The organism is Bartonella sp. B35(2025) (assembly GCF_053794465.1).
Window position 1 is genome coordinate 830,096 of sequence record NZ_CP200035.1, and the last position, 15,694, is coordinate 845,789.

At 33.4% G+C, this 15,694-nt stretch carries 11 protein-coding genes and 1 tRNA gene; 4 read left to right on the forward strand and 8 right to left on the reverse strand.

The features are described from left to right. Positions 1–31 precede the first annotated feature (31 nt). The 7 genes from V4P56_RS03505 to V4P56_RS03535 form a co-directional block, all read right to left on the reverse strand. Positions 32–205 (reverse strand): hypothetical protein, encoded by a 174-nt coding sequence (locus V4P56_RS03505; RefSeq protein ID WP_455481568.1) that lies wholly within the window; start codon positions 203–205, stop codon positions 32–34. A gap of 95 nt (positions 206–300) precedes the next feature. Continuing rightward, positions 301–564 carry a phage antirepressor KilAC domain-containing protein gene (locus tag V4P56_RS03510; protein WP_455481569.1) on the reverse strand — a complete coding sequence of 88 codons (264 nt, stop codon included), beginning with the start codon at positions 562–564 and terminating at the stop codon, positions 301–303. 32 nt (positions 565–596) lie between these two features. Next, the gene (locus V4P56_RS03515; RefSeq protein ID WP_455481570.1) at positions 597–998 is read right to left on the reverse strand and encodes a hypothetical protein; all 402 of its coding nucleotides are present in this window, start codon (positions 996–998) and stop codon (positions 597–599) included. Between the two features lie 90 nt (positions 999–1,088). Further along, complete coding sequence (locus V4P56_RS03520) at positions 1,089–1,571, reverse strand: phage integrase central domain-containing protein (protein ID WP_455481571.1); 483 nt, start codon at positions 1,569–1,571, stop codon at positions 1,089–1,091. Positions 1,572–2,251: 680 nt separating this feature from the next. Then, positions 2,252–3,103 (reverse strand): outer membrane protein, encoded by an 852-nt coding sequence (locus V4P56_RS03525; RefSeq protein WP_455481572.1) that lies wholly within the window; start codon positions 3,101–3,103, stop codon positions 2,252–2,254. Between the two features lie 1,203 nt (positions 3,104–4,306). Beyond that, complete coding sequence (locus tag V4P56_RS03530) at positions 4,307–4,579, reverse strand: hypothetical protein (protein WP_455481573.1); 273 nt, start codon at positions 4,577–4,579, stop codon at positions 4,307–4,309. Next, entirely contained in the window at positions 4,576–6,948 is a 2,373-nt protein-coding gene (locus tag V4P56_RS03535; RefSeq protein ID WP_455481574.1) for a mechanosensitive ion channel family protein, read from the reverse strand. Before V4P56_RS03535 ends, V4P56_RS03530 begins: the two co-directional genes overlap by 4 nt. A 624-nt stretch (positions 6,949–7,572) precedes the next feature. On the opposite strand from V4P56_RS03535, the gene secD reads away from it, so the two are divergent. From secD to V4P56_RS03550, 3 genes are all read left to right on the forward strand, one after another. Beyond that, a complete protein-coding gene (secD, locus tag V4P56_RS03540) occupies positions 7,573–10,086 on the forward strand; it encodes a protein translocase subunit SecD (protein ID WP_455481575.1) in 2,514 nt (837 codons plus the stop codon). Positions 10,087–10,187: 101 nt separating this feature from the next. Beyond that, positions 10,188–11,942 (forward strand): YbaL family putative K(+) efflux transporter, encoded by a 1,755-nt coding sequence (gene ybaL, locus V4P56_RS03545; protein ID WP_455481576.1) that lies wholly within the window; start codon positions 10,188–10,190, stop codon positions 11,940–11,942. Positions 11,943–11,969: 27 nt separating this feature from the next. Next, positions 11,970–12,920 (forward strand): lysylphosphatidylglycerol synthase transmembrane domain-containing protein, encoded by a 951-nt coding sequence (locus V4P56_RS03550; protein ID WP_455481577.1) that lies wholly within the window; start codon positions 11,970–11,972, stop codon positions 12,918–12,920. A gap of 630 nt (positions 12,921–13,550) precedes the next feature. Here the strand turns inward: V4P56_RS03550 and V4P56_RS03555 are convergent. Then, positions 13,551–15,128 carry a TerC family protein gene (locus V4P56_RS03555; RefSeq protein ID WP_455481578.1) on the reverse strand — a complete coding sequence of 526 codons (1,578 nt, stop codon included), beginning with the start codon at positions 15,126–15,128 and terminating at the stop codon, positions 13,551–13,553. A 481-nt stretch (positions 15,129–15,609) separates the two neighbouring features. Here V4P56_RS03555 and V4P56_RS03560 point away from each other — a divergent pair. Then, positions 15,610–15,685 (forward strand) — tRNA-Lys (locus V4P56_RS03560). The last annotated feature ends 9 nt before the right edge of the window (positions 15,686–15,694 follow it).

The window sequence follows — 15,694 nt, forward strand, 5'->3', positions numbered from 1 at the left end:
AAGATGAGAAGAGATAAGCTTCAGTATAAAGTTAAGTCACTTTCTTAAGTGGGCTTTTTAAACTTGGATCATAAGCTCTTAGCAAAGGATCCATAGCTTGAGGAAATTCTGAATATCCAAAATCTGTAAAAACAGCTAAAAGCCTGATAATGTGTGGAGATTCTTCCTTAAGCTTAAAAATTAAAACTTTCTCTACTGTGCTCATAATATTAACCAAAGCATTACATTCCTCATCTTCAATACAATCGCGATTGAAAAGCTTAAATAACACCAGTCATAAATCACATAAAGAATCGATATTCATTGTACACCCCCATGGATTTGTTTTTTCAAGTATACCAAGCCTTTTGCTGTAACACGTGCCTGAACAGAAATTTTCTCGCTGCCATCATCTCTTCTAAACACATTCGTCGCACAATCCATAAGACCTTGTTGTATCTTATCCTGATAGGATACAAATTCAGATGTACCCACGCGTTTATATATCCAACGTTTTTGTTTCATATAGCCGAATAGATCTTTTGGACGTATTTCAAGCATTTTAGCGGTATCTGTGATGCACATAGTGCCCTCAGCACGAGTTAAGTGGTCATAAGCTATAACCTAAGGACGCGGCACTGTTCTAAAAAATCAGTTCTCATATAAGCTTTTGTGACTGTATTCCCGACCAAATGAGCAAGAATAGTTTCTGCAATTTCAAATGGTGTAGACGTTGTTTCTGCTATCCAATCACGAAGAATTAATCTGAAACCATGAGGTCTATAATTAATCCCTCTACCTTTCATGAATTTAAAAAGTGTAACATCAGATATAGACTTTCCAGAACTTCCAACAAATAAAAAGCCATTTCGTTTTACTTTTTCAATAACAGCAAGCGCTTCAATTGTAAGTGGAACGTGAAAGTCAGAAACCTTTCCAACTATTCCCTTCATGTTTTCTTTTGGAATCGTCCATATTGATTCATTAATCTCCTCCGACCGAATATGTCTGATCGGCATCGAGAGAACCCCAGTTAAAATAAGAAGCTTTAAAGCTAAATTTGATACAAGTGAATCATTTAAAGATTGATAAAATTCAGACACTTATTTTCATGGCATTGCTGGAATATCTTGGGTATCTTGGATAAATTTTCCCAATAAAGCTGTTGCTTTTGGTATCAATTGCATATCAACATCTATACCACGTGCTGCCGCATGTTTTATAGCAATATTCAAGCGAGACAAAGCTTTGCTTGCTGTTTCGTTTTTTGTTTTCCAAATAGGCGACACACATTCTTTTATATTAACCTGACTCAATTCATTAATTGCTATATCACCAAGTTTAGGGAAAACATGCAGCTCAAGAGGTGTTAGCCACCTTGCAGCTTTTCCCCCACCTTTCAATTCACTTTTTTTCGCTTCAAAAGCACTTAAGACAATCTCCCGTAAAGAAATACCATCACCAGCTCGTTGTAATTTTGCTTTTTTTCTTTCACAAATTGGATCAATTCCTTGATTCAAGAGTTCACGGCAAATCACGGCCTTAAGCCTTGCCTCTTTTAAAGATACATCATCACGAGAGCCTAATCCCATCTTACAGTGCTTTTTATTAAGATCAAATCTAAAAACCCAACGCCCTTAATCTGATGTCATTTTAATAAGCCATAAGCAAGCTCCATCAGCATATTTACCTTTTGACAAATTCTTGACTTCTAAGGCAGACAACCTATCACGCATTCTCGCTCTTAAAACCACCTTTCAAGTCGCGCTTGAGACGCTTTCACCTGGTATCAAAATGACGTATAAAAAACAATATGAAAAATAAATTATAATAAAAACAATTACTTATTAAATAGAAAAAAGATAAATAACGTTATCACATGATATTGTCCTGAACTCTAAGAAGAGAGAAAAATAGGCGCACGCCGTCCACACCATTTCATGGAAATTTATTATTCCTAAAGAGAGGATGACAAAAATTAAGCCATCTTTTGTAACATTATTATAGTGTATCAGATGGAATCGTGATTATATCAAATTACGAATCAAGGCTTCTTTGCAAAATGTTTTTTGACTATAAAAATATTCAAAGCATCCCTACTTTAAAAAACAGAAATCTTTAAAAATCTTTCTTACCTTATCACAATCATCATAAATTAATGATTTTCCCTTTATCATAAAATGTAATTCTTACAATGCACTAAAAAAATAAAGGCCCTATCAAAGATAGAACCTCTTAGAAATTTAATTTACAAAAATTAAATTTGTAAAAATTAGAATTTATAAGCTACACCAACGCGGAAATCATTGGTCTTATAGTCAAGCTCAATCTCATTTCCAAATTTCTTTTTACCAAAGTCTGAGTAACGATATTCGGCACGAAAAATAGTATTGTCCGTCATTGCAAAATCAACACCACCACCAATAGTATATCCAATCATCGTACCTTTATCATCTGACACACCATGAAAGCCATCGCTCCCTGTAATCAACGTTGATAAAGTATCCTGTAACTGCCCATAAGCAACACCACCAGCAACGTAATACATAGCACGAACAGCAGAAAAACCAGCACGCAACCGTGTAGCGCCAGCCCATTTTTGTTTTATAGTATGACTGAAAGTTGCACTATCTTTTTCTTCTTTTTTTCTTGCAGCTGGCTGAAGAACCCTATTTGCTTCATCCTTTGCTGTATTATCTACAATAACAATAGTTTTTGTACCCTTTCGTTCCGATAAAAGTACATCTGTATCAACGCCCAAAACTATACTATTGCCAAAATCAATATTAGCACCTGCATACAAACCACCTACAAAACCAGAAAGCTTTGGTAAATACTTTTCCTCCATCGGAACCCATTTTTTATTCTTGCTATTTTTATCAGGAAATAGAGGAATATCAACATCACGGGTAGTCGCAGAAATTTTACTCGAAAAGTTACCAATTTGACCTCCGAAATAAAAACCTGTCCAAGAAAAATCAGAAGGAGCAACAACTGGTGAAATAACATGTTTTGGTTGATGATGAACCATCCTGTCTGCTGCATATGCCTTATCTGCTGCATATGCCATAGAAGGCACAATAAAAGCAAAAATAGATGCTGTTATTAACCACTTTGTATTCATATAATATACCTCATTTCTATTGTTTAAATATAATAAAAATTCAATCTAGAAAAATAGAATACTTTAAAATTTCATGCTGCACAATTCATATGTTTTCTAAATTACATCAAAATTCAAGATTAGTAAATAATTTTTATTATTTTTAAAATTCAAGAAATTATAAATAGTTAAAAGGTTAAAATTTTATTACAATGTCTCAAAATTATCATTAAAAAGAATTAAATTAAGAAACACTTTCTACTCAAATTATTATATTAAAATCCTAAAAATAGGTTATACAACAACCTACTTAAATGAAGAATCATACAAATATTATCAATGATTTTTATCATATTGATGTTTATCAAAAAAATCATTTTAATATATTTGATGGGTAGTTAAATACTAAATTAATATCAACAAATACACATCCATTCTTAATAAAAAATTACTGAAATATTAAAAAGCTGATTTATTTTCTACGATCATATCACTAAAAAATTGATGTAAATTTGCCAATGACGCATTAGATGACATCAAAAACATAAAACTTTATCATCTTAAAATATGCGAGCTGCAATTGAGGAATACTATATACTATGTTGCACGTAAAAAATAACCAAAAGACTTCAGTAAATTTTCATTTAGCCTTTTTTCAAATCAATTCTGTGACATTCCAAAGTATCCAATAGACTTTCTGTTTACCAAAAGTATAGCGTATTTGTAGAAATATAACATTAAATTTAAGTAGACGCGATATCATAGCAGAAACTATAGATGCTATCTGTTGTTTAATCCATGACAATGGAAGCCTTACCCTATCAATCAAGTAAACAGTAACATATAATTGCTGGCTTTATTACCATATTAGATACAACTTCTAAGGTATCGTATCTGCTAAATTTGCAAAAACTGTATTCAAAAAAATAACAACTATTCCTGAACAACAAAAAACATTACCAATCAAAAAAGACTGTATCTACCCGAGAACAAATTATATAAAAATAGCTAAAAAATACGAAAATCTTTCGTGGCTTGAATAAGGATTGGACACCCCACAATCCACCCTTCAATTATTTTAATGATATAAAAAATCTTTTTCTGCTACTGAGCCAATTTCCTATAGAAAAATAGCTTAAAATTCTTATTTACCACAAGTTCACTCCAAGGAAATAGTTACCACTTCTTTATACTCTAACAAATCAATAAAAAAATTAAAGTAGTTCATTTAAAAATCGCTCTACCTTCATTGATTTCTATATTATCTTCAGCCGTTATTGCAAAATGATCTTTATTAGGAAAAATGATAAAACAACCCTTCAAACAAACTGTGACTGTTTGATTATTATTCAATGAAATGGTTGAAAATGTACTGCCTTCAGCAATAGTAAACGATTGTGCTTTTAAATCAGTATTCTTCACAGTTGCGGAAAAAACTGTCGTAGTCAAAATATCCAACATCATAACTGTAATAACAACATAAATATGTTTTATCATTCTAAGATCCCTTCCTCAGAAAAACGCTTATATAGTATAAAGCGAAGAGCATTAACCACTTTAGAAGTAGAAGTGATATTAGGTACATAAATAGCCAAATTAAATGAGAGTTTCTTACTATCAAATGCAGTAAAACTTACCTGTGGCATAGGGTTTTTTAAAACTCCTTCTGTTGCAGAAGTGATCTCCAGCAAGATTTCAACAACGCGTTCTGGTGCAATATTAGGAGAGACAGTAACAGGGATATCGATCCTTCCCATTTTACTATGTCGAGTCCAATTACTTACGTTATTATTAATGAGACTTGAATTAGGAATAATAATCGTCTTACGTTGAAACGTTTCAAGTTCAGTTGCACGCACACTAATACGTTTAACAATACCACCTACTGATCCAGACTCTACATAATCACCCAATTTAAACGGTCTTCCAACCAAAATAATAAGTCCAGATACAAAATTTTGAACAATATTCTGTAGACCAAAGCCTATACCAAGTGAAAGACCACCAGCAATGAGTGCAAAATTGCTAAGATCCAAACCTGCCATTGACAATCCTACCAAGGCAGACACAACAACACCACAATAATTTATAACTGTTTTGATAGAATTACGTACACCAGAATCAAATTCTCCATGCGTTAATACTGTATCATCCAGCCAACCAATAAATCGGCGGATAAAGAATAAACAGGCAAAGAAAACAATGATCCCTGTTATGATAGAAATCAAAGAAATAGATATATTTCCAATTTGAAAACCAGTAATCAACTGCCATAACACCGCTCTCAAATCAAAATACGAAGACCCGAATTGTACGATAATCGGCATAGTACAAAATACGATAACAAAAAAATTGAGAAAAATGCTAACAATAATCCCCAATCGATCCATTGTTTTCTCTTCCAAATGTAACCGTTGCATTAAAATACGGCCGACACTTGTTTTCATAAATTGTCCTTTAATTCTAATAGCTTGGGCGCTTTTTATCCCTAAATACATTAAAATTAAAAATGCACCACTAATCACAATCTGCTGCACAATAAAACGTGCTAAGCCAACATAACCCAAAAAATCCATTACAATAAGTAATAATCCCAGTAAAATAAGGGGTATGCGTATATAAAATGGCCAAAATAGTGGCTCTCTTTCTTTACTGTGAGAACTTTTATACCTGAAATACAAAGGTACAAATGAGATTATGAACAAAAGCATTGCTATAAGAAAAACCGCAATAAAACTTTTTACAATTGTTAAAGAAAGAGAAGCTGAAACCACTTGATAAACACTATCGAGAATAGCATCAAATGCCAAAATTCCACCTAGAACAGTCAGTAAAATCATCAATTGATATGCCGTAAACGGTGCAATATTTAAAAGGTGACCATATGCTATATTGGATGATAACAAAACAACTGCTAAACGATTTATAAAAAAGACTAAGCTAATCTGGTGCCCAATTGTATAAAATACCGGTTCGAGTTTTCCCAGATCAAAACTAAAACTATGCAACAGAAAAAATAAAAAATAAACACAAGCAATACACACAAATAAAGGAAAGAGAATTGACATAAAAGCAATTAATAAGCGCTGTAAATAAGATACTTCCTCATTACACTTGGTAACACGATAGCGCACATGTGTTAGGATTTTACGAAAAAAATAAACAAAGATAAAAGCCAAAAAAAGTGAAATTAAAAAAGAAAGAAACAGTTGTAACAATTTAAAATATGATACAGATTTCCACCAAGAATTAAACAACAAAACAAAATCAGATGCAGCTTCTTTGGTTTTCTCAGCAGTATACTTGATCATTGGTATTGAAAAATTAAACTTGTATGTCAGCTTACGTTTAAAAAGTTCTCGAGACTGAAAAATGGCAAGTTCAGCTATTTTATTTGCATTTAAAAATATTTCTTCAAATCGACGCACTGTATTATTAATTTTAGCTCTTTGCTCCATTAAGCAAGCATGCTCTTTATTGTAATTTTCTAATTTTTTTGGATCATCATGAAGCTCTGCTAACTGATCAAGAAGTATATTAATATCATTAAGAGGAGCACGCAAAACAAGTGCTGATTCTATAGCACGGTTACTGATATTTTGTGCCCGCAATCGCAGCTCTGTCAAAATATGTTCATCTTCTGATTCGTTTGAAAAATCTTTTTTTAAAGTTTCTGTATTTTGTTCAAGATTTTTTATAATTAACTGTTGTTGTTGAATAATTTCATCAATCGAGTGTGTAGTTACTGATTGTCCAATTGTTGTATTTTGTGGTATTAAATGCCCCCACACATAAGAGTTAAATACAATGATAATTCCAAAAATGAAAAAAAGAATACGTAATTTTTTTTTAAAAAATAAATACATGTCTACCTTAAGCGTAAATCATAATAAATACCCCACCACCTCCTTTGAAAATATGGCATGAGGAAAATATTTTCAACTTTTGTAGAATAATCTTATAAAAGCTTCCCCTAATCCTATAATACTGATAAGAGAGAAGATAACATCAAGATAAAATAGCAAAATAAAGAAGGCGCCTGAGCATGTTTTTTTGCACTTATTTTGCAAAAAAGATATATTGCAAAAAAGAAAATTTTTTTCCTTTTATGACTTGGACTCTTCTGTCCAATTTTGGCATATTTTTAACGAGTAACCTAGGAGACAAAACTTATTTTATCAAACAACTACATGCCAGTAATATAATTAAAACAAATCCAATTGATATAAAAATAAGTATGATCAATTGGATATTGAAACAATTGCAAATAAAAAATTTTTAATACTCCATACAGATCATGTTCTACTTATCAGTACTATTCAAAATATCTTAGTATTGAATATATTTTTAATGGCTAACACAATGATTTGCACACAATATTTTTTTAATAAACACGCCCCTCCTGTTGCTTTAACTATGCAATTATCATTCTATCTTACTCCTGCATTTAACTTTAATTATTATTAAATTGCCTATTAGCGGAATATATTATGCGTACACCCAGCTGGTTAACTACTTTCTATTGTTTTATCCTTTTAAGTAGCATTTACATTGCCTTACCTAATTTATTTTCGCAAGAACAGGTTAAAAATTCAAAATTTTTACCTAACACTCGTGTAACACTTGGGCTTGATCTTCAAGGAGGATCTTCTCTCTTACTCGAAGTTGATACCAAAACACTAAAGCGCGACCAACTACATATAGTATTAAATAATGTACGTAACACTCTACGTGAAAAACAAATCCGAACATCAAGTGTTCGTATAGTTGAAAATAGCGTAATTGCAATTATTTCTGATCCAACACAAAGTGAAAAAGCAATTTCTGCTTTGAAAACATTAATTACCCCCATACACAGCAGTTTTGGCACTACAGCTAATGACATTGCTATCAGTATTCAAAATGAAACTATCCGTGTGGTATTAACTGAAGCTGGTATTAAAGATCGTATCAGCAATGCTATCGAACAAAGCTTAGAAATCATCCGTCGCCGTATTGACCAAGTTGGTGTTATTGAGCCAGCCATCCAAAAAGTAGGAACTGATCGTATTATGGTTCAATTACCTGGCTTACAAGATCCAAAACAGCTACGTAATCTTTTAGGAACTACTGCTAAGATGACTTTCCATCTTGTTCCCTCCAATGTAGATATAAATAATCCACCTACAGGTGTTTCAATTCTTCCTGGATATACTGATGAAACACAACGTTATCCAATTTATGATCAAATCGCTTTAGATGGAAATGTACTTAAAGATGCCCGTGCAGGTTTCGACCCACAAATACCAGGACGTTCTGTTATTTCATTTACTATGAATTCTGCTGGCTCAAAAATATTTGCAGATATAACACGAAAAAACATTAATCGTCCCTTTGCAATCGTTCTTGATAACAAAGTTTTAACTGCCCCTACCATTAATGGCGTTATTCCCAATGGACAAGGCCAAATTACAGGAAATTTTGATCCCAAAGAAGCATCAACTTTAGCTGCTCTCCTCCGAGCTGGTTCCTTACCTGCACCACTAACTGTGATTGAAGAAAGAACCGTAGGTCCAAATCTTGGTGCTGATGCTATCCAGATGGGACTTTACACAGGTATTATAGGCTTTTTTCTCGTTACAATTTTTATTTTTTTTCTGTACAGAATTTGGGGTATAATTGCTAATATAGCATTGATATTACATACTATTTTAACATTCGCTGCACTAAGTCTTCTTGGTGCAACACTCACATTACCAGGTATTGCAGGAATTATTTTAGGTATTGGTATCGCCGTTGATGCCAATATTTTAATTAATGAACGCATTCGTGAAGAAAGTCGAAAAGGTATCAGTGCCTTTGCTGCCTTAGATCATGGGTTTAAACAAGCTTTTGCAACCATTATTGATGCCAATGTTACTGCAATTATTGCAACCATTTTATTATTTTGGTTCGGCACCGGCCCTGTTCGTGGTTTTGCTGTAACAATGTTGCTTGGTATTATCATCTCCATGTTTACGAATGTCATTATTGTGCGCACTATCATGATTTGGGTAGTTCGTAGATGGAAAATAAAAACTCTAGATTTTCACTCTAGATTTAATATTATCCCCCAAAATACGACTTTCCGCTTTATGAACGCCCGCTTTATCGGGATTGGTATCTCAGTTATTTTATCGCTTACTTCAGCTTTTTTATTTTTTAAACCTGGTTTAAATTTTGGAATTGATTTCATTGGTGGCAGCCAAATGAGTATTACCACAAAAGAACCAGCAAACTTAGCAACCTTACGTTCAAAGCTTTCTACCCTTAACATTGGTGAAGTTACGCTGCAAAATATTGATAATGCAAACACCGTTATGATCCGTATTCAAAAACAAAGCGGCAGTGAAGCACAACAAACTATTGCCATTGATAAAGTCAAAACAGCCGTACAGAACATCTATCCAAACGCCACATTTGATCAAATAGAGGTTGTTGGCCCTAAAATTTCAGGTGAACTTGCAACAGCTGCTTTTACCGCTATTATTCTAGCAGCAATTGCTATGTCATTCTATATATGGCTGCGCTTCGAATGGTTCTTCGCAGTTGGAGCAATCATTACACTTACTCTAGACACCACAAAAATGATTGGTTTTTTCGCTTTATTTCAGTTTGATTTCAATTTGACTGCTATCGCCGCTCTTTTAACTATTGTTGGTTATTCTATCAATGATAAGGTTGTTGTCTACGATCGAATGCGTGAAAATATGCGTCTTTATAGAAAAATGCCGCTGCGTGAACTGATCGATCTTTCAATTAATCAGGTTCTGATACGCTGTCTCTTTACATCAACTACTACAGTTTTAGCTATGCTACCTATGGCGATATGGGGTGGAAGTGCTGTCCATAATTTTGCATATCCTATGGTCTTTGGAATTATTATTGCAACATCATCTTCAATCTTTATTGCAGCTCCTATTTTACTATTACTGGGTAATTGGTGGTGTGAACGAAATAATCGTACAAACGTTAATCTAACATGAAAATGCCACTTAATTCAGTATGACATACTAATCTCTTTGTCTCATAAAAAAACTATAATCGTCTTAACTAACTTATTTTTTACAAAAAGCCGTAAATAATCATGCTCCATGATACACCACTTATTACAACTATAGTTGCAGGCCTATGTTTAGCATTCCTTTTGGGAATGATTGCTAATCGTTTACGCATCTCACCCCTAGTAGGTTACCTATTAGCTGGCGTTATTGTAGGACCCAACACAGGTGGATTTAAAATAGATTCCATTATTATTAATCAACTTGCTGAAATTGGTGTAATTTTGCTAATGTTCGGTGTTGGGTTACATTTTTCATTAAAAGACCTTTTATCTGTTAAAGCTATCGCAATTCCTGCTGCTATTGCACAAATGATTTTTTCTACTTTTCTAGGCTTATGCCTTGCTTTAATCATGGGGTGGGGAATCAGTGGTGGTTTAGTTTTTGGTTTAGCTTTATCAATAGCAAGTACTGTTATCATGCTGCGCACTTTACAAGAACGTCATCTTATTGAAACAGAAAAAGGACGTATTGCTGTTGGTTGGTTGATTATTGAAGATTTAGCTATGGTTCTCATACTTGTTCTCATACCATCATTAGCAAACATCTTTGGTAATACGAAAAAAAAAGCTATCGATCCTCTTATTCAATGGTTAGACTTAGATATTTGGGGAATTTTTGGTCTTACTATCCTAAAAGTGATTGTATTTATTGCTCTTATGCTTGTTATTGGACGACGTGTTATTCCATGGTTACTAAAAGTAAGTGCACAATCAGGATCACGTGAATTATTTCGTCTTAGTGTCTTTGCTATTGCATTAGGAGTTGCTTTTGGAGCAGCCCATTTATTTGGTGTTTCTCTTTCCCTTGGTGCTTTTTTTGCAGGTATGGTTATGAGCGAATCAGAATTAAGTCATCGTGCAGCGGAAGAATCCTTACCACTGCGAGATGCATTTTCTGTGCTTTTTTTTGTTTCTGTAGGTATGTTATTTGATCCAGGAAAAATATTAACAAATTTCTTCCCTCTATTAGCAACATTATTAATTATAGTACTAGGAAAATCTGTTATTGCCTTTTTCATCATTAAAGCTTTTCGCTACTCTAATAAGACAGCTTTAACTATTTCTGCTAGCCTTGCTCAAATCGGAGAATTTTCTTTCATCCTTGCAGGCCTAAGTTTAAATTTTGGATTTCTAAACAATGATGCTCATGACTTGATCATCGGAGGTGCAATTCTTTCCATTTTACTTAATCCCTTTGTTTTTATTATCTGTGATAAAATTAAAAAATATCTAGAAAATTTTCCTATGAACTTACAAAATACACAAGTAGTCATTGATATTGATTCGAAGGATTCTGACCAAGATTTTTTTCCAATCACCTCAAAAATCAACCATATTGTAGTTATTGGTTATGGCCGTATTGGTAAACGTGTTGCATTATCTTTAATAAACAGAAATGAATCTGTAGTAGTAGTAGAAGAATCAAAACGCCTTACTGATAAAGCAATTGAAGACGGGATCGAAGCAATCTGCGGTAATATTATTAAACAGGAGGTAATGGACGCTGCAAATATTAGTAATGCATGTAAAATTATTATTACAATGCGAAGCACTATTGAAGTAGGACAATGCATAACAAATATACGTAATATCAAAAAGGATATTACGATAATCACTCATGCGCTATCTGATACAGAAACATCTTACCTCATTGATTTAGGTGCAAATATTGTAATAACCGATGATGAAGAAATTTCTGAGGGTATTATTGATAATATATCTGAACAGCAATCTTTATCTGATATACAGAACCGTAAATTAAGTTTACAGAAAACATAAATGAAAACAAAAAATGGATAAAGAAGCGTGAAAACAAAGCAATTCATATGGCCGTTTATTGGTATTTTAACAATGCTGATATCTATCCGTATTCTTTATATAAAACTATCCGCTATTTCTTTCAGTGATGTACTAGAACGCTTGAGTAATTTAAACGCAAATCACTGGTTATTAGCTTGCTTATGCTCTTTTATAGCTTATGCAGCTCTTGCTGGATATGATCGAATTGCTTTACAGCATCTTGGTCACAAAATTTCTTGGATTTTCATTGCTATATGCTCATTTACTACTTATGCGCTTTCACATAATATTGGTGCTTCAGTTTTTTCTGGCGCTGTCGTACGTTATCGTGCCTATAAAATGAAAGGATTAAATGGGACAGAAATTGCCATATTGGTTGGTTTTTGCTCTTTCACTTTTGTAATTGGTACGGTTTTACTTTCTGGTATTATTTTGATTCTTCGGCCCGAAATTATCACTCTGATCAATGATAATCTTCCTGAATGGCTTGGTATAACGATTGGTATAGTTTTACTCGGCTTTATAGCACTTTATACTTTTGGCAGTTGGCTTCAGTTAAAACCTTTACGCTTGGGTAAGAAAACTCAACTCTCCTACCCTCGGCTTAAAATTGTCATTCAACAACTCCTGATTAGTCCCATTGAGCTTTTGGGTGCAGCAGGAATTATATACTCTGTTCTCCCACACAATGAGAATGTTTATTTTATTTCAGTACTTGGTGTTTTCCTTGCATCTTTTACTATAACCCTTCTCTCTAATGCTCCAGCAGGAGGAGTTGGCGTTCTTGAAGCCTTATTCATAACAGGCATGCCCAATGTAGATCCAACCGATGTCATTGCAGCACTTATTGTATTTAGAATACTTTATTTGGTTATACCTCTCATTATTTCGTTATTTGTTGTAGCAATTTTTGAAATTCAACAATATTGTAAACGAACACAGAAAAACATAACCTAAATAAAAAAAGAAAAACTCACCCCCATTATTTTTGTTCGTATATAATTAACCGATAATGTGTTGAATTTTATTTTACTCATAAGTTAACGTGATCTTTAGCTTTCTTTATTTTTTCTTTAATTTAAAGCGTTACAGAGTACATTTTATTACAAATAAAGTAACTCAAATATCCATATTAAAAGTCAATTTATTGAGAACTGTTGCTTTTTTATGGATTTTAGACAGATCGTTTAGCAGCTTCCTAAGAGGATAAAATACTCCATATATTTTGATTCAAAATAAAATTTATCTGAAAAGAGAAGCATTTCTATAGTTAATACTAAATCTAAAAAAGATAAAGTGAAGCCTTTATAAACCACTACACAAAAGTACATTGAATAACAAAAATATGGTCACCAGCTTTATTAATGGGTATTTATCAGCAATCTCTTATCCCTCAAAGTTTTCCATTAATCACCAATTCAATACCCTTTTTAATATGAAGAATCACTGATAATTCAATTTTTTATATACCCATCACTACAAGCTTAAAAACCTATTAAAACAATAATTTCAATATAATCGAGTAGCTTATCTCCATACATCTTCAATTCTTTATAATAGTGATGTATTTACCCACCCCTTTACTTACTAAAATGATGAGTTTTTTTCCTGCAAAACAAGTGGAGAAATAAGAATTTTAGATATATTTCGATGCTGCATCTCAATAACTTTAAAGCGTAAGCCATCAGCTTCAAAGCTCTCACCCTCATTTGGCAAATGACCAAAACGCCAAAGCATAAATCCTGCTAAGGTTGTATAACGATCTGATTCATCAACAAGATTACGCTCAAGGTAACCGCTTAAACGACGGATATCGGCATATCCCTCAACAAGAAGACTGCCATCTTCAAGCTTTTCTGCTACGACAGATTCTTCATCATCATCAGGAAAATCACCCGCAATAGCTTCAAGAATATCTGTTGGTGTTGCAATTCCTTCAAAAGATCCATGCTCATCAACAATAATTGCAAGCTGAATTGAAGAACGCCGTAGTTGCTCCATCAACCGTAAAACACTTGTATTTTCATGAACAACGAGCGGTTCACGCATAGCTTTTTTCCAATTGATCTTTTTACCTTCAGCTAAATTTAAAAGAAGATCTTTTGTCAAAGCAACACCAACAAACTCATCCACTTTTTCACGTGCAAGAATTAATCGGCTATGCTTAACTTGTTGCAACTCTTCATGCATTTCATTCTCATCACTATTTAAATCTAACCATTCAATCTCATTACGTGGTGACATAATAGAACGGACAGGACGATCAGCTAAATCAAGAACGCCACGAATCATCTCTTTTTCTTCAGGCCGAAAAATCTCAGACGCTGCAGCCTGTTCAGCAATAACATCTACAGTCTCACTAAGATTTCCATCCTTTTTTCCACCGCCCAAAAGCCTTAACACAGCATCAGCTGTTCGACTACGCAAATCATTTGTTGTAATCATCTTCTCACGATTATGACGTCCAATTTGATTAAAAGCTTCAATAAGAACAGAAAAACCAATAGCTACATACAGATATCCTTTTGGTATATGAAAACCAAATCCTTCAACAATAAGAGTAAAACCGATCATCATCAAAAAACCAAGGCAAAGGATCACAATAGTAGGATGACGATTAATAAAATGCATGAGGAGGCCGGATCCATACATCATTACCCCCATAGCAGCAATCACTGCTATATACATAACTGTTGCTTGCTCTTTAGCAATCATACCCGTTGCAGTAATAATACTATCAAGGGAAAATATAGCATCAAGTACAACAATTTGAACAATAACCTGCCAAAAAACAGCATAAGTAACACCTGTTTCTCTTTTATGCATCGTACCTTCTAATCTTTCATGTAACTCTAGTGTTCCTTTTGCTAACAAAAAAGCTCCACCACCAATCAAGATGAAACTATGCCAACTAAATACAAAAGATGAAAATGAAAAAATCATAGTATCGAGATTCATCACCCACCCGATAACCGTAAGAAGGAAAAGCCGCATAACTAATGCTAAAATCAAACCTATCAAGCGCGCCCGATTACGCAAATGCAGTGGTAATTTTTCTGCTAAAATAGCAATAAAGACAAGGTTATCTATTCCCAAAACAATTTCGAGAAAAATCAAAGTTACTAGGCCAAACCACGCATGAGGATCAACGATCCATTCCATCATAGTTCATCCTTAAAAAACATCTTGAAAAGCTTAAACATATGCAGCTGAAAAAATAAATCCATAAGCCTTCATTCGCACGATCGATCAACAGTATTAAATACAAACGGATTGAGTCCAAAAATAAAAAACCGCAAAATATCGCTTAAACGCATATGATCATTGATAAAATTCATAGAACAAAATAGCAGTCTGTACCGCCTGCAATCACAAGAAGGTTCCCCTAAATTTTGTTCAGGCATTACACTCGATGATCCTCCAACTACAGTTCTACATAATAATTCAGAATTTATTCATAGAAGCTAATATAATGGTTATATTTTTATATAAGATCAAGAGATAATATCATATTTTAATTTAATTATACAGCTTAGTTTAGTTACAGTCTTTACTCGTTCTCATATAAAAAAAATAGCGAAACCATCTAGACATCCTTCTTTGAGACCGTTATAGAACCACTTATTCTCATTTTTCGAAAAATTATGGGTGATTAGCTCAGTTGGTAGAGCAGCTGACTCTTAATCAGCGGGTCGCGGGTTCGATCCCCTCATCACCCACCAATTTTTTTT

Excerpts from the sequence above, each read along its gene's own strand:
- V4P56_RS03505 (WP_455481568.1), bottom strand. The coding sequence starts at position 205 with ATGAGCACAGTAGAGAAAGTTTTAATTTTTAAGCTTAAGGAAGAATCT.
- V4P56_RS03510 (WP_455481569.1), bottom strand. The coding sequence starts at position 564 with ATGTGCATCACAGATACCGCTAAAATGCTTGAAATACGTCCAAAAGAT.
- V4P56_RS03515 (WP_455481570.1), bottom strand. The coding sequence starts at position 998 with ATGCCGATCAGACATATTCGGTCGGAGGAGATTAATGAATCAATATGG.
- V4P56_RS03520 (WP_455481571.1), bottom strand. The coding sequence starts at position 1,571 with ATGGGATTAGGCTCTCGTGATGATGTATCTTTAAAAGAGGCAAGGCTT.
- V4P56_RS03525 (WP_455481572.1), bottom strand. The coding sequence starts at position 3,103 with ATGAATACAAAGTGGTTAATAACAGCATCTATTTTTGCTTTTATTGTG.
- V4P56_RS03530 (WP_455481573.1), bottom strand. The coding sequence starts at position 4,579 with ATGATAAAACATATTTATGTTGTTATTACAGTTATGATGTTGGATATT.
- V4P56_RS03535 (WP_455481574.1), bottom strand. The coding sequence starts at position 6,948 with ATGTATTTATTTTTTAAAAAAAAATTACGTATTCTTTTTTTCATTTTT.
- secD (WP_455481575.1), top strand. The coding sequence starts at position 7,573 with ATGCGTACACCCAGCTGGTTAACTACTTTCTATTGTTTTATCCTTTTA.
- ybaL (WP_455481576.1), top strand. The coding sequence starts at position 10,188 with ATGCTCCATGATACACCACTTATTACAACTATAGTTGCAGGCCTATGT.
- V4P56_RS03555 (WP_455481578.1), bottom strand. The coding sequence starts at position 15,128 with ATGATGGAATGGATCGTTGATCCTCATGCGTGGTTTGGCCTAGTAACT.